Source organism: Bacillus sp. ISL-75 (assembly GCF_018613095.1).
The window spans coordinates 46,760-66,245 of record NZ_JAGGQX010000062.1 but is presented as its reverse complement, the minus strand read 5'-3'; the positions used below and the strand labels follow the sequence as shown (position 1 = coordinate 66,245).

At 38.8% G+C, this 19,486-nt stretch carries 19 protein-coding genes and 1 pseudogene; 7 read left to right on the top strand and 13 right to left on the bottom strand.

Going from position 1 to position 19,486, the window contains the following annotated elements:
- Positions 1-135: 135 nt before the first annotated feature.
- Positions 136-462, top strand: a complete 327-nt coding sequence (locus tag J7E63_RS23360) for a hypothetical protein (RefSeq protein ID WP_215016906.1) — start codon at positions 136-138, stop codon at positions 460-462.
- 23 nt (positions 463-485) lie between these two features.
- Here the strand turns inward: J7E63_RS23360 and J7E63_RS23355 are convergent, their stop codons facing one another.
- Positions 486-710 carry an IS200/IS605 family accessory protein TnpB-related protein gene (locus tag J7E63_RS23355; protein ID WP_215016904.1) on the bottom strand — a complete coding sequence of 75 codons (225 nt, stop codon included), beginning with the start codon at positions 708-710 and terminating at the stop codon, positions 486-488.
- Between the two features lie 247 nt (positions 711-957).
- Between J7E63_RS23355 and J7E63_RS23350 the strand changes: the two genes are divergently transcribed.
- The 3 genes from J7E63_RS23350 to J7E63_RS23340 all read left to right on the top strand — a co-directional run bounded on the left by J7E63_RS23350 (position 958) and on the right by J7E63_RS23340 (position 4,078).
- Positions 958-1,170, top strand: coding sequence for a hypothetical protein (locus tag J7E63_RS23350; protein ID WP_215016902.1), 213 nt, complete (start codon positions 958-960; stop codon positions 1,168-1,170).
- Positions 1,171-1,248: 78 nt separating this feature from the next.
- Complete coding sequence (locus tag J7E63_RS23345) at positions 1,249-2,829, top strand: cation:proton antiporter (protein WP_215016900.1); 1,581 nt, start codon at positions 1,249-1,251, stop codon at positions 2,827-2,829.
- Between the two features lie 130 nt (positions 2,830-2,959).
- A complete protein-coding gene (locus tag J7E63_RS23340; RefSeq protein WP_308161995.1) occupies positions 2,960-4,078 on the top strand; it encodes a CynX/NimT family MFS transporter in 1,119 nt (372 codons plus the stop codon).
- Positions 4,079-4,128: 50 nt separating this feature from the next.
- Here the strand turns inward: J7E63_RS23340 and J7E63_RS23335 are convergent, their stop codons facing one another.
- The 10 genes and pseudogenes from J7E63_RS23335 to J7E63_RS23295 all read right to left on the bottom strand — a co-directional run.
- Positions 4,129-5,430, bottom strand: coding sequence for an MFS transporter (locus J7E63_RS23335; protein ID WP_215016898.1), 1,302 nt, complete (start codon positions 5,428-5,430; stop codon positions 4,129-4,131).
- A gap of 112 nt (positions 5,431-5,542) precedes the next feature.
- Positions 5,543-6,334, bottom strand: coding sequence for a 2-keto-4-pentenoate hydratase (locus tag J7E63_RS23330; RefSeq protein ID WP_215016896.1), 792 nt, complete (start codon positions 6,332-6,334; stop codon positions 5,543-5,545).
- 100 nt (positions 6,335-6,434) lie between these two features.
- Entirely contained in the window at positions 6,435-7,325 is an 891-nt protein-coding gene (locus J7E63_RS23325) for an alpha/beta fold hydrolase (protein ID WP_215016894.1), read from the bottom strand.
- A 107-nt stretch (positions 7,326-7,432) separates the two neighbouring features.
- A complete protein-coding gene (locus J7E63_RS23320; RefSeq protein WP_215016892.1) occupies positions 7,433-8,416 on the bottom strand; it encodes a DODA-type extradiol aromatic ring-opening family dioxygenase in 984 nt (327 codons plus the stop codon).
- A 16-nt stretch (positions 8,417-8,432) separates the two neighbouring features.
- Positions 8,433-9,248: an FAD synthetase family protein gene (locus J7E63_RS23315; RefSeq protein WP_215016890.1), complete on the bottom strand. Its 816-nt coding sequence runs from the start codon at positions 9,246-9,248 to the stop codon at positions 8,433-8,435.
- 21 nt (positions 9,249-9,269) lie between these two features.
- Entirely contained in the window at positions 9,270-9,749 is a 480-nt protein-coding gene (locus J7E63_RS23310; RefSeq protein ID WP_215016888.1) for a flavin reductase family protein, read from the bottom strand.
- A 66-nt stretch (positions 9,750-9,815) separates the two neighbouring features.
- On the bottom strand, positions 9,816-11,000 hold the full coding sequence (locus J7E63_RS23305; RefSeq protein ID WP_215016886.1) for an acyl-CoA dehydrogenase family protein: 1,185 nt from the start codon (positions 10,998-11,000) through the stop codon (positions 9,816-9,818).
- A 273-nt stretch (positions 11,001-11,273) separates the two neighbouring features.
- Positions 11,274-13,142 carry a XylR N-terminal domain-containing protein gene (locus tag J7E63_RS23300; RefSeq protein ID WP_215016885.1) on the bottom strand — a complete coding sequence of 623 codons (1,869 nt, stop codon included), beginning with the start codon at positions 13,140-13,142 and terminating at the stop codon, positions 11,274-11,276.
- A gap of 364 nt (positions 13,143-13,506) precedes the next feature.
- Entirely contained in the window at positions 13,507-13,638 is a 132-nt protein-coding gene (locus tag J7E63_RS29795) for a hypothetical protein (protein WP_308161999.1), read from the bottom strand.
- A 21-nt stretch (positions 13,639-13,659) separates the two neighbouring features.
- A pseudogene (locus J7E63_RS23295) lies at positions 13,660-13,948 on the bottom strand (alcohol dehydrogenase catalytic domain-containing protein); the annotation flags it as partial.
- 257 nt (positions 13,949-14,205) lie between these two features.
- On the opposite strand from J7E63_RS23295, the gene J7E63_RS23290 reads away from it, so the two are divergent.
- Entirely contained in the window at positions 14,206-14,649 is a 444-nt protein-coding gene (locus J7E63_RS23290; protein ID WP_168241952.1) for a cell wall hydrolase, read from the top strand.
- 181 nt (positions 14,650-14,830) lie between these two features.
- Positions 14,831-16,201, top strand: coding sequence for an MATE family efflux transporter (locus tag J7E63_RS23285; RefSeq protein ID WP_215016883.1), 1,371 nt, complete (start codon positions 14,831-14,833; stop codon positions 16,199-16,201).
- 216 nt (positions 16,202-16,417) lie between these two features.
- On the opposite strand, the gene J7E63_RS23280 is transcribed toward J7E63_RS23285, so the two are convergent.
- Positions 16,418-16,825 (bottom strand): DUF1259 domain-containing protein, encoded by a 408-nt coding sequence (locus J7E63_RS23280; RefSeq protein WP_215017094.1) that lies wholly within the window; start codon positions 16,823-16,825, stop codon positions 16,418-16,420.
- 174 nt (positions 16,826-16,999) lie between these two features.
- Positions 17,000-18,592, bottom strand: a complete 1,593-nt coding sequence (locus J7E63_RS23275) for a GMC family oxidoreductase (RefSeq protein WP_215016881.1) — start codon at positions 18,590-18,592, stop codon at positions 17,000-17,002.
- 239 nt (positions 18,593-18,831) lie between these two features.
- On the opposite strand from J7E63_RS23275, the gene J7E63_RS23270 reads away from it, so the two are divergent.
- A complete protein-coding gene (locus tag J7E63_RS23270; protein ID WP_215016879.1) occupies positions 18,832-19,272 on the top strand; it encodes a YfmQ family protein in 441 nt (146 codons plus the stop codon).
- Positions 19,273-19,486 lie beyond the last annotated feature (214 nt).

Sequence of the window (19,486 nt, the reverse complement as noted above, 5' to 3'; positions counted from 1 at the left end):
TTAAAAAAATAATTAATATACATTCCTTATTTGAAATAACCCGAAATCAAAATGTAAATATTCTGTCACTGTAATACAGTTGATGTTAGGCATTTGAAAGTATAAACTTTACTTACTATTTGAGGAGTGATTAAAGTGAAAACAGTAACCGTGGATAAGCTAACATTCAAGAAAAATTTATCGATGATTGAGCAATTTGCAATCAAAGATTTCCTGTTTAAATGGGTTGGTCGACCAACAGAAGGATTGGATGATTTTCTACCACTTGAGTACACAGAAAATGTCTTTGCCAAGATGGAGGCAAAACAGGTAACTGCTTTACTCATTAATGGGGATACACATTTCAGATATGCCACAATAACAGAAGACAATCAAATGGTAATAGGAGTTTTAGATTCGAATGAAGAGTTACATCATAGAGTCATTTCTCTGGATGAGGTTTTAATAGGTAAGGACTTGTAAGGTGCTTGCCTCTAAACTTTTCACTAGCTTTCTTCTCGAACAATGACTTGAATTCCATGTCGTTCTGCTTTGTATCGAATCATTTCTATGAAAGTTGCAGATGGGATTTGTATGAAGGCTTGTTTAGTGGTCTTTTGCATATCAACCTCCATCTTCCAACCCTCATTTTTTCCATTGATGATTGTATCAATGGTTCTTTCTTGAGCAATCTCCACCACTTTTGCACTAGCCCTATGTAAAAAATCCATGACTCGATAGTTTCTTTTTTGTTCTAATGAATTTAATCTTGTCGTGTGAAACTTCCCTTCCTAGTCTATATTAAAGGATATTTCCAAGTAGTTTGGATAGGACATATGTCCTCAGATGGTAAAATCGGGTTCTTTCCTTCCTCACCCTAATAATCAAGGTTGGTTTGGGGATACTAAAATCACCTCGATTAAGAGGCTGTCAAAGTCATGAAGTTATTTAAGGTTATTACATAAAAAGGTGGACAATATGTTTCTTTTTACTAGTGGCTTTATCGCCATCCTTTGTGCATGGAAATGGGGAGATTGGAAAAATTGGCGTCAGTATCTAAGCACCATCCAATATTTTTTAATTGGCGACATGCTTTACAACCTGTTTACGCGGAATTTTCCGTTATGGGGTTATCCGAATCCGCCAAATATACTGCCAAACCATTTGTTTAATAACCTCTTTATTATGTAGATACAGTAAAAAGACCAACTCTCTTAAAGAAAAGGTCCTTTTTCTACAGTTTAGGAACTTAAAAGGAGGTTATAAAAAGTGCCTGACCTAGATTTACACCATATTTTCAAACTTGGTCTTATTTTAGTTATGATTGCAGCTGGAATAACTGCTATCGCAAAAAAACTCAAGCAACCCTACCCCATTGCATTAGTCATTGTTGGGACTATTATTGGTCTTGTAAACATTCCATTTTTAGAACCATTAAAGGATTTTATTACAGAAGGTGAAGTTTTTAACTTTGTCATTATTACGCTATTCTTACCTGCCTTATTAGGTGAAGCGGCATTAAAGCTACCTTATTCACATTTAAAAGAGAATAAAGGGCCCATTCTAGTTCTAGCTTTTGGAGGAACTCTTTTATCGTTTCTCATTGTCGGTTTTTCTACGATATGGTTTTTAGGTTTTTCGATTCCGAAAGCATTTGTTTTTGCGGCTTTAATGTGTGCAACTGACCCTGTAAGCGTTATATCCATTTTTAAAAGCGTCGGGGTAAACAAAAGGCTGGCAACTGTAATTGAAGGAGAAAGTTTATTTAATGATGGACTGGCGGTTGTCCTTTTTAATATTTCTGCTTTTTATTTACTTACCTATCTTGATCTTGGAGCTGTGGGTGCAGGCTATGGATTATGGGAATTTATTAAAGTGATCTCACTTGGGCTCATCATTGGCGGTGCACTTGGCTATGGTTTCTCTAAATTAACCAGTTATTTTGACGATTACCCGTTGGAGATCATCTTTAGCATTATTCTATTTTACGGTTCATTCTTACTGGCTGAAGCGGTACATGCCTCAGGTGTCATTGCAGTTGTTGTTGCTGCCCTGATACTTGGAAATTACGGAGCCAAAATTGGAATGAGCCCAACGACTAAGTTAAATATTAATAATTTTTGGGATGTTACGGCGCTGCTTGCCAATTCAGTCGTATTTTTAATGGTTGGATTAGAAATAACCAAGATTAACCTATCAGACAAATGGGGGTTAATTTTTCTTTCCATTTTGATTGTGCTTGTTGCAAGAAGCATTGCCGTATACATAAGCCTATTATTCATAAAGAATTTTCCAACCAACTGGAAGCACGTTATCAACTGGGGCGGTTTGAAGGGGTCATTATCCATTGCTCTTGTTTTAAGTCTCCCTCATGATTTTACAGGACGGGAAGAAATCTTAATTATTGCATTTAGTGTAGTTTTATTCTCATTAGTTTTTCAAGGACTTTCTATAAAATCCCTATTATCCTTCTTAGGGATTAATAAAAAAGAAGAAGGAGTTAAGGAATATGAAGAGATTATCGCACGTGGACACCGATTTGAAACAGCGATATCGGAAATACGTACTGTTCGAAAAAATTTATTTATTACCAAAACAGCAGCAAATGAGATTATTACACCATATGAACAAGAACTATCAGTATTACAAAGCAAATTGGAGAAACTTTTTGAGAAGTATCCCAGTCTAAAAGAAAAACAACAAACCCTCTTACAAAAACATGCGTTATACGCACAACATGAAGCCATTGAAATATTGATAAAAGAAGATATTATCTCTAAAGAAGTAGCTGAACACGAAATCACCCAAATTACTGACAAGCTAGTGAAAATTGAATTGGCTAGGGATTGAATTACTAACCACTTAACACTCTTACATATCTCCGCCCAATTTTCATTCAGGTGTGTGACCACATTTAACTCCTTCTCTGTCACTATGGTATACTTTAAAAAGTTTGTTTTAAGAGTGGGAGGTTCTATTAGTGGAGTTACTAAAATCATATACTCAATCGAAATCGTCCTATATATTTTGGCTTGTTTCGGGGATTATACTTGTAGCATTTAATTTGCGCCCAGCCATCACATCATTAGGGCCATTAGTTGGAATGATACAGAAAGATGTTGGACTAGCACATTGGAGTACAGGGTTATTAATGAGTTTGCCATTACTTGTTTTTTCCATCATGTCACCCATCGTACCCAAGTTCGCCAATCGGTTAACAAATGAGATGACTTTGCTTATAGGTTTATTCTCTCTTTTAATCGGTATAGGTCTAAGATCCATCGCAAAGGACAAATTCCCACAGCACTTCGGTCTTATGACAAGTGTTTATTCTACCTCAATGGGATTGTTTGCCTCATTAGCGTCAGGAGTTAGTGTTCCTTTAGCAGACGGCATGCACCTGGGCTGGCAGGGAGCTTTAATTGTTTGGGGTATTCCGGTCGTGCTAGCTATCTTGGTGTGGGCCTTTCTTTTCAAATATAATCATGGAAGTCAAACAGATATAAAAAGGCTTAGTTCTAAATCTAATCAAATCTGGCGTTCACCACTTGCTTGGCAAATCGCCATATTTATGGGGTTTCAGTCCTTTTTATTTTATGTAACGATTTCTTGGTTACCAGAAATCCTACATAGTCGAGGAATGAGTATGGAGAAAGCGGGGTGGCTGCTTTCAATCACCCAAATAGTCGGACTACCCTTCAGTTTCTTCATTCCGGTCATTGCAGGACGTTTTCAATCACAAAAATGGATCGCAATCCTGTTAAGCCTATGCTCAATTATTGGTTATGGAGGTTTACTGTTTGGCTCATCCTATCCCATTTTGATTGCTAGCATTATTTTCATTGGGATGGCTTTGGGAGGAATCTTTCCATTGTCTCTAACCTATATCGGACTTCGCACCAAGAATGCCAGCCAGGCTGCAGAGTTATCTGGAATGGCACAATCAACTGGATATATCCTTGCAGCAGCGGGCCCCTTTTTTATTGGATATTTATTTGATCGGACCCATTTATGGACAGTTCCACTTGGTGCACTCATCCTTATTTCTTTAGTCGTTATGCTATTTGGGATGTTAGCGGGTCGCAATCGGTATGTATAAAAAGCGAACAGTGCCAGGCACTGTTCGCTTTTTGTGCATTTTACTATATTTCACATGACATTTGATGTATTTGCATTTGATAGGTCGGAATTTTCAATTTTTTTAGGACGAACGGCCAGCCACACTAGTCCACCGAAAACAAGAAGGATTAGCCCGCATAACTGGAACGCATACTGGAATCCAACGGCTGGACTTGCTGAATGTTCAATGAAATAACCTGTTACATAGGGTCCGACAATCCCACCCAATGAAGTAATCGCCATAAACCACCCTTGAATTTTACCTTGATGTTTAGGTGCAACCAAATCTACTAGAATCGCTGGTCCCATAACCAGGGTAATACATCCAAATGTTAACCCAAGTGATAATAATACAATGGCAAGAAGATTAGAGCTAACCATTGCTCCGAAAAAGTAGCTGACTGCTCCAGCTAACATTACTGGTCCAAGGACAAAAATCCGTCCCTTTACCATACTTTTCGTCTTATGATACAGTCGGTCAGAAAGGGTTGAAAAGGTAATTTGCGAAAGGGTAATCATAATCCAAGGCAATGCGACGACAATTTTTAACGTACCTTCGCTGAGGTGGCGGACATTTTCTAAATAATTGGGAAGCCAGTTCAGCCCAATTGTAAAGGACCAATAAGTGGCAAAACCACATAAGGCAACGAAGATGAAATTTTTCGAAAACAAGGCAGAGGTGAATTTTGTTTCGTTTTGGATAGTGGATAACTGGGCACTGCCTTTTGCTGCAACCAACTCATTATCTGTAACCGCTTTCTCTTTTGCGATCCATAACCACACGATAATCCAAATAAAGCCTACTACTCCAGTTGAGATAAACGCCGAGCGCCATCCATAACTCATGATGAGATGCATTAAGACCGGCGCTGAAATGGCGACACCGAGCGGTCCGCCCACTGAAACCAGTGTTAATCCAATCCCCAATTTTTCCTTTGGAAGATACTTTGAGGCAGCTGTCATCGCTAAAGCGTAGGAAGGTCCTTCCCCAGCCCCTAATATGATTCTGGTTACCAATAAATAAGTAAAGCTGCTGACAAAGATCGTTGAGAATTGAACGATGGACCAAATTGCGACCATACCAGCAATGACTTTTTTCGCTCCAAATTTATCCGCAAGACTGCCGCCTAAAACAGCTGAAAGCGAATATAGTAAGAAGAAAACACTCCCGACAACTCCCCATTGCTCTGGCGATAATCCTAATTCCTTGATAATCGATACTGAGGCAAACCCAATAATCGCCTTATCTGCATTACTAATGACCGTTAATAAAAATAACAGAAAGATGATCACCCATGTTTTTTTTGAAACTGCACTTTTCTTTTGCTCCATTTAAGGCCCTCCTTGAAATTTCTCCCTTTTTCCCACGTTCGTTTTCATCGAATGATACCACTTTGACTTCAAGACCTTTCCACCCCATCAATGAAAAAGTCCTTTTAGGTCATTACTTAAATGTAACTTCCACCTTACCAATATGTGAAAATCCGGCAGTGAACCGATCCCCTTTTTCGGCCACTACTGCTGCAGATAATGCCCCTGATAAAATCACTTCTCCTGCTTTCAAAACAACATTGTATTCGGATAACTTATTTGCCAGCCAGGCCACACATTTGGCAGGATGGCCTAGTACATCTGAACCATATCCTGTATTGATCAGTACACCATTTTTAAACAAATTCATTTCAATCGATGGTAAGTCGATATCCGTTAACGAGAATCGCTCATCACCAATGACAAACAATCCGCTTGATGCATTATCGGCAATCGTGTCTGCTAAGGTAATCTTCCAGTCGGTTATCCGGCTGTCGACGATTTCTAAGGCTGGGGCTATATACTCTGTCGCATCTAGGACATCCTCGATAGTCACAGATGGACCTTTCAAATCCTTGCTGAGAACAAAGGCAATCTCGCCTTCTACCTTTGGCTGGAACATGGCATCTAAGCTGATGACCCCGTTATGACTTACTTCCATGGAATCCAATAGATGACCGTAATCTGGTTGATCCACACCTAAGAGCTGCTGCATGGCAACAGAGGTTAACCCAATTTTTTTCCCAACAATACGCTGGCCATCTCCAACCTTCACATTAATTGCGAGAAGTTGGACTTGATACGCCTCATCAACAGATAATTCTTGATACAAATCAGTAAGTGGTGTAATGGATTGCTTAGCAGCTTCTGCCTGCTGCAAAAGCTCATATACATGTTGAACACGATGAATGACTTGATTGCTCATAGTAAAAACCCCTTTTGTAAAAAAATAAAGCACTATTTCATAGATTCAATAACATGTTAACCTATGAATCAATCAATAGTGCTCTCAAAGTGTCGTCTTATTATTTTGTTACCAAGGATGCGTCGTTTTGATTAGCAGCTTCTTTTCCATTTTTCAATAAGAAGTCTATTAATACAGTGTTAAACTCTTCAGGTTTCTCCCATTGCGGCCAGTGTCCGGCATCTTTGATGACGACTAACTCACTATTTGGAATCATATCCTGAATCGGTTTGGCTTCTTCAACGGTTGAAGTTGGATCATGGTCTGTCCATGCTAACAATGTCGGAACATTGATTTTACCGCACCATGATGGATCCCAGCTGTACAGCTTTCTAACTTCAATATCCTGCAGGCAGACGATATGATGAACGGCCGCTTGATAAGATGGCTGTGTATAGATTTTGTAACGAGATTCAATTAGTTCATCGTTTACTTGGCTCTTATCGTACATTAACCACTGAAGTCTTGTTTTTACATTTTCATAGTTGGCTTCAAGAACCGCTTTTAACGTGGAGTCCTTCAGCTTTTGCATAACTTCAGGTTTGTTATTAACGTTCCCTGGCGTGTTTAGCACCATTGCTTTCACATACTCTGGATGTTCAGCCGCAAACCAGGCAGCGACCCAGCCTCCTAATGATTCACCTGAAAGATATACCTTTGATAACCCTAATGCTTGAATAACACCCAATAAATGCTCGCTATAATAATCAATTCCGTATGGGCGATCTGGTTTAGCTGTGTAGCCATGTCCTACCATATCGATGCAAATCACACGGAAATGTTCACTTAAGCCTCGGATGTTTCGGGCATAAGCCTCAATATGTCCACCCGTACCATGAAGCAAAATCAAGGGCTCTCCTGTTCCTGCTTCTAGTACTCTCGTTTTAATATCGTTTGCATTAACATAATAGAGTTTATATTCCAAGTCAGCTAAGTCTGTCCAGATTGTCATTTAAATCTCCCCTTTTTAAAAATAATAGTTACATAGTGGTGTTTTACCTTGTCCACCACTGATGTTGTTGAACATTTCATTTTCGAGAGTGGCTCCCGCCGCTAACCTTAAATGCTTACTTTGTTTTCAGATGCTTGTTCAGGATGATTTTGATCAACCGGCTGACTAAACTGAACTATCGCCATACCTGTTACCCATTCCGGAATTGGCTCATAGCATGCGACACTTGCATCCAAGCTTTGCAATGCACCAAGCAGGACAAGCCAGTTATGAATTTCCTGACCGCCATTACCTAAATGCTCCTCAATAAAATCAGCACTCCAGTTTCTTAATGCAGTAAAATCCTTCTCGGTAATCAATCGTAAAAATTCACGGTCCATTTGTTCATTAACGGGCCCTGATTTTATTCGTGTGACATTTGTTTCCCGTAACTTTAAATATTCATCAAGCTGGTCTATTTCCTGACGGCCATTTTTTAAGACTTGTATCAAGGATTGGTCTTCTGGTTTTTCACTCTCAATCTTTGGAATCGGCACCCAGTGAGATAAACCACCCGAAGCGACAATTGCAACCTTAAGATCTTTATCCCATGACTCAATCGCTTTACGAATCACTTCGCCGACTTGGAAACAACGGTCCATCGTTGGCAGAGGCGGCGCCGACGTATTCACAGCTATTGGAACCACTGGAATTTTTAAATCTGGATTTAAGAAGTAAATTCCTTGTGTATGGCCGTGATCGACTTTCATTTTTAACGTAAAGGCAAAATCAATATTGCTGTCTAAACCGGTGTGAAGGATATGCTTCGCTAAGTCTTCCTGCACAGGAATATGGTATTTCGGCAGCTGCCAGTCTCCCCAGCCTTCACATTCACCAATCCCAATGGTAAATGCAGGCATTTGGTCGTAGAAATAACTATTGAAGTGATCATCCGATATCAATACAATCACGTCTGCTCCTGAATCTTCGAGTACCTTCTTCATTTCAGACGCAGTTTGGAGGAAGTGCTGTCCTTTATCTCCGCCTCCCGCCTCATTTGTCATGATCATCGGACTATGCGACATTGCGACGCCTGCAATAATTTTAGCCATTTGATCCTCTCCTTTTTTAAGATATCCTTAATTTCCTAGACTCAGCTATTTCTCTATGCCAAATAATGGATAGTTTCCCCTTTAAAAATAAAGGCATAACATCGATACATTTGAGCGTTGTACCATCATTCATTACGGCTACTTTTGTTTGAAAAGAACCGCTTTCATTTTTTAAGGTAACCTCATAGCTTCCTGGACCTGGAAGAGTATAGTATGGGTAGAGTGTGAATGATTTTTCATCCCATTCGCACGGAGTTTCATAGAATCGACCGAGTAAATCGTGTAGTTCTGCAACCTTCCCGTTTAACAGCCGCTCACGAATACAGGTGGAACTTATTTTCTCGCCCCGGAGCTCTACCTTTGCTACCTTGGTGACATCAATTCGTCCGCCTGAATCCTGTTTTAACCGTTCCAAATTACCAGCACCACGAGAGCCATATGAAAAATCAAATCCTGCGACTGCATGAACGACACCAAGTCCATTCAAGTATTGCGCAACAAACTGTTCTGGCGACAATCCGGCAAACTCTTTATCAAATTCAACAATATAAAACGTATCGACTCCCATGTTCCGAAGCTTCGCCTCTTTTTCCGCAAGCGGCATTAAATAATGGACGTGAATTTTCCCATTGGAGATAACGGTTTTCGGATGTGGGAAGAAGCTCATGACAGCTAAAGGCACTTGTTTTTCGTCTGCCTTTTGATAAGCGGTGTTGATGACTGCACAATGTCCATGATGGAGACCGTCGAAACAACCAAGGGCCATCACATTTGGCCTCGCCTTTTCCTGCCATTCTGCCAAATTACTCCGGTTTACATGAATTGTTTCCATAACAGTCTCCTCTCATCATCCTTAGTTTGTCACAGGCAATACTTCTACTAATGAGCGGTACTTTCCATTATAAAAAATCAGTGGTTCTGCATCTTCAAGGTGAATATCCGTTACTTTTCCAATAAACAAGGTGTGGTCCCCTTCAACATGTTCAGCTGATACTTCACAAGCAACTTGTGCAACGGCACCAGATAATACCGGCTTTCCATCAAGGCGGTCAAAGACCACTTCCTTGTGCTCCTTCAATTGTCCAGCGAAAATCATTGAAAGCTCTTGCTGGTCAGCGGCTAAGATATTCACAGTGAAAATCTTGCTTTCTTTTATTTTGTTTAAGATTTTTGCCTTTTCCCCGATAGAAATAACGATAAGTTTTGGGTCAAGCGACACAGACATGAATGCATTGGCTGTCATTCCGTGAACGTCTCCCTCTACTTCTGTTGCAATAACGGTTACCCCTGTGGCAAACTTACCCATTGCACTGCGAAACTGACGATCATCCATTTTAAAAATCCTCCTCTGATAAAAATTTCTATAAAGCTTGTTATCTATGATTCGTACCCTTCGAATTTAACCCCTAACTCCACTGTTAAAACCAAATAACTCCTGACCATATGCAGCAACCGCATCTTCGTATAAAGAAGTTTTATGTGTGGCAACGGCGATGATATCCCTTAAGAACAATTCCATTGTTCCGCCTTTATAAAGAGCGCCTCCGCCAAGAGTTAACAGAGATCTTACGGCAATATCCGTGCAAATCTTAATCGCTTTTGTGCGAATCGCAAAGAATTCAGATGGAGGAGTTATACAGCCATCAGTTTCATAGTTTTCAAGCAGATTAATATATTTTTCTAACAAAGCTTCAGCCACGTGGAAATCTGTTGTCATTTCGGCTAATACCCGCTGACTTCTTGGTGACTCACTTTCCCTTACTCCATCCATTAAGCGCACACGTTTTTCAGTAAGCACTTTAAATTCCTTAAGTATCCGTTCTACCCCGCCCAGGGCCATGTAACCGAATCCCAAATAGAAGGAAGGAAAGAATGGGACATGATAAAAAGGATAGTCTGTGTCATATTCTTCTAGCGGTGGTCTTCTTGTAAGCTCTGCTTGATCTAAACGTAAAATCCGCTCCATTGGGACATACACTTGATCGGCAATAATTTGGTTACTGCCAGATCCTCTTAAGCCAAATGTATCCCAGTTATGGACCACTTCCACCTCGGATGTTTTTAGCATTGGCAAACAATATACAGGTTGTTCGCTGTCAGGGAACTGAATCATAACCCCAACACCAACCCAATCACTATAATTGACACCACTGACAAAACTCCACTTACCACTGATACGATAACCATCGCCATCCTGTTCTGCTTTTCCTAATGCAGCAAAGATATCGCAAATTAATCCGCCCTGATGAATGATTTCGTCTGCACCCTTTTCAGGAAGAAAAGCTGGAAGCATATTATGAAGCGGATAAAGATAGGTAAGCCAAGCTGCTGAAATATTGTAATTCGCTACCTTACGAACGACCTTAGCAAACGTTTTCAAATCTGCCTGTGGTCCGCCATATTTTTTTGGAAGCATCATCCGTGAAATTTGCGTTTCTTTGATGAGGTTCACCACATTTTGTGATATAGTCGCATTTTTCTCTGCTTCTAGTGCTTCTTGCTCTGCCAATTTTCCGATTCGTTCCGCTCCGGCTAGTAAATCTTTAACTGTGACATCTTCCCCTTTTAATACAAAACTTGCCATCGTTCTACACCCCTTCTGTTTGATTGGTTGAGAAAAATAATAGGTTATGGACTAACGTCCGTTGGTCAATTTAGCTGGCACCGCTTACATTTGAAATTGAACTAGGTTTTTACTATTTCAACCTTGTAAATAAAGTTTATATAATTTGGAATTTTCATACTAGGGCAAAAAATGTCTATGTTTTTTAATTTACTAGACAAAATTTGTTCATCCAAGAGAAATCAGCGGTGGAAAAAGGCAGAAGAAAAACCACCCGGCTTATTCCGGATGGCTCTAATCTAATGTGAGTTCCCCTATGGCAATCAACGATTTTATAATCAGTAGTAATTGATGCATTTCATCTGAATCGCGAAGGTCTTTTTCTAATAAGCTTTCGATCCGGCTAATCCTATGCCGGAGCCCGCTCATCGATAAAGACAAATCACTCATCGTTTGCTCAAGCTTCCCCCCATTCAACAAAAAACTATACAAAGTTTTTAGAAGTTCCAGGATTTTTGGATCTGTCATGTTATATAGAGGTCCTAATTCTTGCTCAGCAATTAGTTTAATCCCACTGATATTTTTCGCGTTAATCAGTACCCCTACGATTCCTAAGGATTGAAACGGGACGATATGCTTCTTGACTGCTAATCGTAAAGCAATGGTTGCTTCCTCGTAACATCTGGAAGCTTGGCAAATATCATCCTCTAAATGGCTGATACCACATTTAAAATGACCTTGTGGATATTTTTTTAACATATAATCGAGGTATTCTTTTATCACATCATAGATCGCTTTCTTTTGAATGGTTTCATTGGTAATCAATAACACCATGTTGCCATCCCGGTGTCCAACCAAGATATTATGCTTTTTCTCATTGAAATAATGAAAGGTCGTTTCAAAAATCTGTTCCTGCAGAAGAAACTCATCTTCAATCGAACTTTGGATTTTTTTATATTCCACTACCGATAGATAATATTTCTGCTCAAGATCTACACCAGTATATTTCCCACGATTGATGATCTCATTTGTAGACAGCCTGCCCTCTACTATTTGTTCAAGAAAATTCCCCTTCATTCTCTCAAACGTTTCTACCTTTGTTTTCTCATTTAAGAGAATGAGTGAGGCCGCATTGGCAAATCGGTCTAAAAACAAATAATCCTCTTCGTGATGATGATTTTTCAATTCATCATAAAGCAAGCTACAATAACCGATTACTTCATTTTGTAAAAGGATTGGGGTGATGAGACGTTCCTGAATCGAAGTTTGGATCACTTTTTTTCTAAAAGGTAAAAGTGACTTCGTGCTTAATCGATTTTCTTGGAGATAACCTTCCATATCGTCTCGATAATCCAAATATTTTTCCTTCGATAGCCCTGAATAGGTAATCGTTCGATGTAACGTATCTTCAACGATAATGGGGATTTGCATCATTTTATATACCATATCAGCTAGGGTTTGCAAATCACTGCCATTAATAATCTCTTCGGTTAATTTGTTTTGAAAATTGGCCAAGCGAGTGACGACATTTTTTTGATCCAATAATTGGTCATAGGTTAACTCAAGTTCTTTTACAATCGGTGTTTCATTATAATAATCGAGTTCATGCTCATCTTGAAGTTCCTTTTCCCATTCCTTTTTGGGCTTCATCACCCATCGGCACTCCGAATCGCCCTTCCCCACACAAGTGATTTCTCTCGACAGAAGCGATTCTCCAAATACCGTTGTCATATAACCGCTCGCAAATCCGCTCAATGTGTGACAAACCGGACCATTAGATACTCCGAGATGCTTTATATGCTCCTCAGCCTCATAAGAATCAATCCATGTTCCGGATGAAAAGAAATAATGGATCCGGCCTTGTTCATCTAACTCATAAGAGCAATCATGTTTAATCCCTCTTATATGCCCATTTTGAATGTGGAGAATCGGCCCATGTTTGATGAGATTTTCTAGTGAGGATTCGGTCTGCACCACTTCATTGGCAATTTTAACACCCATTTCCCAGCCATAATGAAATAAAAATCCCTTTATCCTCTTAATGCCAATATTCTTTGCCAGTTGCTGCCTGAGAATCCCGAAAACGGATGCAGATGTAACAATCTTACGGTCACCTGCAACTACCTCGTGGCTATAACTCTCCTCCGAAACTTTGACGTTCATGCTAACACATCCTGTTTTCATGATAGATAGCATACGTCCTTCTAGTTGAAAACAAATCTTTTCGTATGCCTTAAATTTCAGTTACTTTAATCATAAGGGTTTTCAAATAGACCATCAATCAAAATCCACCATTTTTTCACGAAGAGCACCTTAACCTAGAGGATCTTCTCCAAATCGTTCCCATATGTTACAGGCTTTATGAACCTCTCTTATCGACCGAGGACCCTCTTTTTTTCGGTGGACGGGCTTTATGAACTAATCTTCCCCTTAGAGGAACATCCGCTACCACAGCTTGAAACTCTATCATAACCGCCTCCATGCCCATAATCCTTTACGTGTTAAAATTTATAAAAGTTTAATAGCATTAGTTAGAAAAGTTTATCTGTTCTGCAACTTTAATTAAGGCTGATTCATTATTTTCACCCTTAATTAAATATAAATACTCATCCTCAATTATTAGTAGTTCTGATTCCCCATCGCTAGAGTTATAAAGTATGGCTTCTCTATTGGAGATAGAGATTTTTTCTGATTCCTGAAACCTTTTGGCATTTTTTCCTACTGCCTCAACTTCCCCAGCTAACTCCATCCCCAATGTAGTTTTTTTGGGTTGTCTAAAACCAAGTGTTATTCGGGCAGGCAGCCAAAAAGCGGGAGGAACTGTAAAACTACGTGCCCGAATATCTGCTACCGTTACGGTTGTCGCTTTGACTTTTACCAGGATTTCATTTTCCTTAGGAGAAGGTTTTTCTACCTCTTTCAGTTGAAGTACTTCGGGGGCCCGATTTTGTGTACTCAATTGCGCGCATTTATTCTCCTCCAATTCGTTATATTCATTAATATCTACGAACAAATAGAACAAGGGTTCACTCCTTAAATCGCACGTCTTTTCGTATTTTATTAGGAAAAATATGTTAATATTATTCTGATGAATATTTACGTGTTGCTCGCAAATATAAATGGAACAACAGAAATATATTTGGACGTCGGATGAAAAGTGATTTTATTTGAAAAAAGTCTACATTAATGCAGGCTCTTTTTCATACTATATTTTTGGGGTGAAAAAATGCCAAGAGTAAATTACCGAAGTTCAGACGTTGACTTAATGGCAAGGATGATGAGAGCAGAAGCCGAAGGTGAAGGAATACAAGGAATGTTATATGTTGGAAATGTAATTGTTAATCGTCTTAAAGCAGATTGTTTAGACTTTAAAGGTTTAAGATTAATTCGCCAAGTAATTTTTCAAGTACAAGGAGGGAATTTTTCCTTTGAAGCTGTTCAAAAAGGGAATGTATTTTATCAAAGAGCAAGAACTTCTGAGAAAAGATTAGCAAAACAGAATTTGGATTATTGGAGAGAACACCCAGGGAAATATGCCCTTTGGTACTTTAATCCATATGCTCCATGCCCTCCAACATGGTACGGTCAACCTCAATCTGGTCAATATAAAAATCATTGTTATTATGAACCAAAAGCTGGAACATGTGATAGTGTATATAAAGGAAGTTAAGCTTACTCTTTGAGTAAGCTTTTCACCTTTTCAGCACAATATCCTTTTTCGGTTGTTAAATAGGACAAGGAGAATGTCCATCAGTCCAACTGGAATTTTTAAAAGTAACTTTTTTATTTTCATTTAGAGTAAATGTAGTAATATAGGTTTTAGATGATTTTGAGTAAAGAAGGAGAATAAATTGACTGTAGAGAACAATAAGTACCAGGATCAATCATTGTTTAGTATCACGTGGCCTCTTTTTATCGAAATAACGCTGCATATGAGTATGGGAATTGTTGCTACGTTAATTTTAAGCGGATATTCAGACAACGCTGTTGCAGGAGTTGGAGTAGCCAATCAGATTCTTAATATTTTTATTTTAGTATTTAACATCACAGCCATCGGAGCGACCATCCTTATCGGTCAAAATTTAGGAGCAAACCGATTGGACCGGGCACGACGCCTTGCAAGATCTTCCTTTGGTGTGAATTTCTGGTTTGGAGTTGTGATGACCATCATTGTGGGTGCTTTTGGCGGTTTGTTTTTAAAATTTTACGGACTTAGCGGTGAAGTTTACGATTTTGCTTACACCTTCCTTACTATCATAGGTCTATCTCTTTTCCTTGAAGCCATCTCTTTAGCTTTAAGTGCTGTTTTGCGCAGCTACGGACATACAAAAGAAACTATGGTCGTTACGGTCATCATGAATGTGATTAGTATTATCGGTTCCTTTATTGCCATTAAAGGGTGGTTCGGCCTTCCTGTAACAGGGGTTGCTGGGGTGGCTTATTCCATGTTTGTTGCCCGGATTTTTATCATTGTAGCACTGTTTTACTTTGTTTATAAACAACTAGCTTTAAAGTTTCATATAAAAGATATCTTTCAAATTAATAAAACCGATGTAAAGGAGCTCCTGTCGATCGGTATTCCATCCGCTGGAGAAAACCTTTCCTACCAATTTTCACAAGTGGTGATTACAAGCTTTGTCGCACTTACCGGTGATGCAGCATTAGCAGCACGGGTGTACATATTAAATATATCGATGATTTGCTTCCTGTTTACAGTTGCAATTGCCCAAGGGACACAACTTTTGATTGCCCGCTATATCGGAGCTAAGCAATACGACAGAGCCTTAAAGAGGGGTCTCAAGACATTAAAAATTGCAGTCATTGTTTCAGCTGCGGTTTCTCTCGCTGTTGCTTTAATTGGTAAGCCCATCTTAACTATATTTACAACCGATACTAACATTATTGCTATAGCTCTTCCAGTATTGTGGGCAATTGTATTTATTGAACCTGGCCGTGCCATGAATATCGTTCTTATGGGTTCTTTAAAATCAGTAGGTGATGTACGGTTCCCAGTTGTCATTGGTGTGATCTGCATGTGGGGCATTGCCGTAGTATTTAGTTACTTTTTCGGAATTACACTTGGTTTAGGACTATTAGGAATTTGGCTGGCCCAAGGACTCGATGAATGTATCCGAGGATTTTTCGCCTTGAACCGGTGGGTCTCCAAACCTTGGTTAAAGAAAAAAATTGCCGACCAGAAAGTATCGCCAAGTGCGTCTTAGATTACTAGGTTACTTCGCTAACCTTGCTGCCAAAATGGCGGCTTTTTCTTTTTGTACGAACGAACCAGATTTACCAAAAGTGTTTGCTAGTGTTTGCTAGTGATTGCTAGTGTTTACTAATGATGCTTGTAGGCAACTAACTATTGCTATCATACGAAACGAAAAATAAAAAGCACTCTATAAGACGATGATTGCCTTAATAGTGCGGTGTTAAAATTAGCCTCTTAAAACTCTAAAGGCTTCCCTTACTTTTCTTGCAAATTGCAGTGGTGGTTCAACTGATTCAAAGTGCATGTACATTGCTCTTGGTTGTTCAAACAACCAGTGATTATGAACAGCAGTAACGATAATGTCCCGTTTACGAAGTTCCGTTAATAAGGGGTTAACTTCTTCTTGTAAAAGAACTGTTTCACCTAAATTTAACGCATTCCCTTTTCGATCTAAATTTTCAAAAGAAAAAAATTGAGGATTAACTAGTGGAGAATGTGTTTCACGTCCAAGAATTGTAAAGTTAATATCACGAAACTTTTGAACTAAACAAACTCCATTTTCATCTAGGCTTCCACTCCCACCGAGGATCCTAGCAAATTCTTGACATAGGTCTCTTCTCTCGTTCCAACTCATCATGTAATCTCCTTTGTGATAGTTTTTATTAAAAGGATTTCCCTTTGCTATTACACTATGATTTACTTTTTAATTTTGAGTGGACAAGAGTTTAATGAAAGTTATTTTTTTACTGCTTTCTTACGGAATCATTATTATATAAGCCAAATGGTATAGGGTAATTCTGAAATCTTTTTAATTCCATTTTTCCTGTAATAATTGTTTGGTAATGGTATATCCAATGAGGAATGCTGATGCAGATGTGTTGCCATCAACCGTAAAGGGAATAATCTGTGCATCGGCAACTATTAGATTATCGACTCCATGTACACTTCCAAAACGATCAACTACGCCATCTCTATTAAATGGTGCCATTCGTAGTGAACTTTGTTGATGGTGATTATGACCGAAGTTTTCTTTAATGAAATTTTCAAGCTGTTCATCATCATTCATTGTTTCAAGTGTGGGATTTACCAGCTGGTATGTTGGATCAATGTTTGATAATTTTTCTGCAATATTTTTAATATACGTCCTATAAACCTCTTTAATGGAGTTGAGGTCATACTCGTTTTCAAGAAAACCTTCATCAGCAAGTACAATCTTTAAGGGATCATTATTTTGTATTTTAATCGTTCCTCGGCTTTTTGGTTTTAAAAATAGAATCGCAATGATTAAATTTCCCTCTGCTGGAATTCCTATAAGTTGTACTGCTCTACTGCGATCACTTCTTCCTGAAAGAGGATGAGGCAAGAAGGCTCCACCTGTATAAAGGGAAAACGGGTCGTTTTGAAGTTCAGGAATATCCTTTTGATTCATCGTAAAGGCAGCGGTGTTTAACGTATGATTGGTTAAATATTTACCAACATTGGGATTATCAAAAACAATTGGAATGCCAGCCTGTTTTAAATCCTTGGAAGGTCCAATCCCAGATAACATGAGAAGCTGGGCACTGTTTATCCCTGCTGAAATAATCACTTTTTTCCGGGCAAGTGCTTGTACCATTCGCCCTTCTTTAAGAAATTCAATTCCAATTGCCTTCTTACCCTCGAATAGAATGCGGAGGGCGGTTGATTTAAAAATAACCCTTAATTTTCGACTATTTACTCCAATTCCATCGGGAGTCATAATATCTGAAGATAAAAATGAAGTTGAGGAACTCTCACGCTCTCCATTCGATTGCTGATATAATTGCCATCGGTTAAAAGGACCTAGTGGAGTTCTGGGGTCATTATAATCAAGAATAATAGGAAAGCCTGTTGCATCTTTTATCGCTGAAACTAATTTTTTCGTTACATGTGGAGGATTAGTAGGAGTTTGCCTGATATTTAAACGACCATGAAAGCCATGAATTTCTGGATTATTCGTTTTCCCATCATAATTTTCTAACTGTTTGAAGTTTTGAATTGCTTGTTGGGGTGACCACAACGGACCCAAAAGCCTTTCCCATTCCTTTAATACTGCTGGTGTAGGTCTGACATATTGTTCCCCATTGATGGAAGATCCCCCGCCTGAAAGACGGCCTGTTTTCCATTCAAAAGTTCTTTCATCCACCTCTGGTTGTGGTACACCTTCTCCTTGCCAAAAATATTGTGGGAAAAATTTCTCTTCAAGTTCAGGAGCAAATCTAGAATCTCTAATTGGCTGATCCCGATCATTATTTTCTCCTGCTTCCAAAACGAGAACCGAGGTTTTTTTATCATCTGTAAGTGTCTTAGCCATAACTGCACCAGCAGGTCCAGTCCCCACAACAATATAGTCAAATATATTTTTTGACCGGCTTTCATTCATATTACATTCCCCTTTTTATCAGTTTAATTATCTTATGGAAAAACACCGGGGGAGTAGTGGGTAAGATACACCTATTCACCCTTCCTTTTTGTTATTTTAGAATATATTTTATAAGAGAAGTTCTGAAAGTGGATGGTATATTTTCAACCGAATTGGATGGTTAACAATTGACCCAGGTAAGATATTATTTAATTATAGAAACTAAAAACAAATTAAAGCTTTAACGGAGATGATGGAAAATGACATGGGCTGTAATTTCGATAATTCTTTTAAGTATTGTTAAAATATTAATGACTTGTCTTCCAACCGGTCCTGTGGAATGGCTTATAAGGAAATTTGAAATTCATTCAAAACTTAGTGAACCGAATGTCACCGTAACAATTGACGGAAAACTCTTAGAAGGTAAAGACAAAATTCAAGTTATTCATTCCTTTAACGAAGCAACATTTTTAAAACAGCATTATATATTTCCAGGGACCGAGGAATTATATTTGCATCCAGAGAACAGTGAGACTCCAATAGTTATTGATACGAAAAGTGGCAAAAAAGATGTTAGGTTATTTGTTTTCAGCTACAACGATCACATTGATGTAGTCAAACAGTACAAGAAGAAAGTAGTTTCGTATAGTCTCCTTTCAGATCATCTCCAAAAAACTTCTTTGGCCGTACAGGGGATTTAGTTTAATAGATCAGAAGAAAGTCGGTTTCAACTATTTGTGAAAAGTTGTACTTAATCTTTCGGAGTGCGATTGTTGACTAGAAAACACCTATACCTATCCTCAGCTTTTCTAGAAATTGAATAATAATTTTACTCTGATATGAAAATGAACACGGGAGCCTTATGCCTGTGTTCATTTTTGTTGGTCAAGACCCTTTTTTCTCTAACTATCCTCC

Bases quoted from the DNA above. Each gene is read 5' to 3' on its own strand.
- J7E63_RS23355 (WP_215016904.1), bottom strand. From the start codon at position 710: ATGGATTTTTTACATAGGGCTAGTGCAAAAGTGGTGGAGATTGCTCAA.
- J7E63_RS23350 (WP_215016902.1), top strand. From the start codon at position 958: ATGTTTCTTTTTACTAGTGGCTTTATCGCCATCCTTTGTGCATGGAAA.
- J7E63_RS23335 (WP_215016898.1), bottom strand. From the start codon at position 5,430: ATGGAGCAAAAGAAAAGTGCAGTTTCAAAAAAAACATGGGTGATCATC.
- J7E63_RS23330 (WP_215016896.1), bottom strand. From the start codon at position 6,334: ATGAGCAATCAAGTCATTCATCGTGTTCAACATGTATATGAGCTTTTG.
- J7E63_RS23325 (WP_215016894.1), bottom strand. From the start codon at position 7,325: ATGACAATCTGGACAGACTTAGCTGACTTGGAATATAAACTCTATTAT.
- J7E63_RS23320 (WP_215016892.1), bottom strand. From the start codon at position 8,416: ATGGCTAAAATTATTGCAGGCGTCGCAATGTCGCATAGTCCGATGATC.
- J7E63_RS23315 (WP_215016890.1), bottom strand. From the start codon at position 9,248: ATGGAAACAATTCATGTAAACCGGAGTAATTTGGCAGAATGGCAGGAA.
- J7E63_RS23310 (WP_215016888.1), bottom strand. From the start codon at position 9,749: ATGGATGATCGTCAGTTTCGCAGTGCAATGGGTAAGTTTGCCACAGGG.
- J7E63_RS23305 (WP_215016886.1), bottom strand. From the start codon at position 11,000: ATGGCAAGTTTTGTATTAAAAGGGGAAGATGTCACAGTTAAAGATTTA.
- J7E63_RS23300 (WP_215016885.1), bottom strand. From the start codon at position 13,142: ATGAACGTCAAAGTTTCGGAGGAGAGTTATAGCCACGAGGTAGTTGCA.
- J7E63_RS23290 (WP_168241952.1), top strand. From the start codon at position 14,206: ATGCCAAGAGTAAATTACCGAAGTTCAGACGTTGACTTAATGGCAAGG.
- J7E63_RS23280 (WP_215017094.1), bottom strand. From the start codon at position 16,825: ATGAGTTGGAACGAGAGAAGAGACCTATGTCAAGAATTTGCTAGGATC.
- J7E63_RS23275 (WP_215016881.1), bottom strand. From the start codon at position 18,592: ATGAATGAAAGCCGGTCAAAAAATATATTTGACTATATTGTTGTGGGG.
- J7E63_RS23270 (WP_215016879.1), top strand. From the start codon at position 18,832: ATGACATGGGCTGTAATTTCGATAATTCTTTTAAGTATTGTTAAAATA.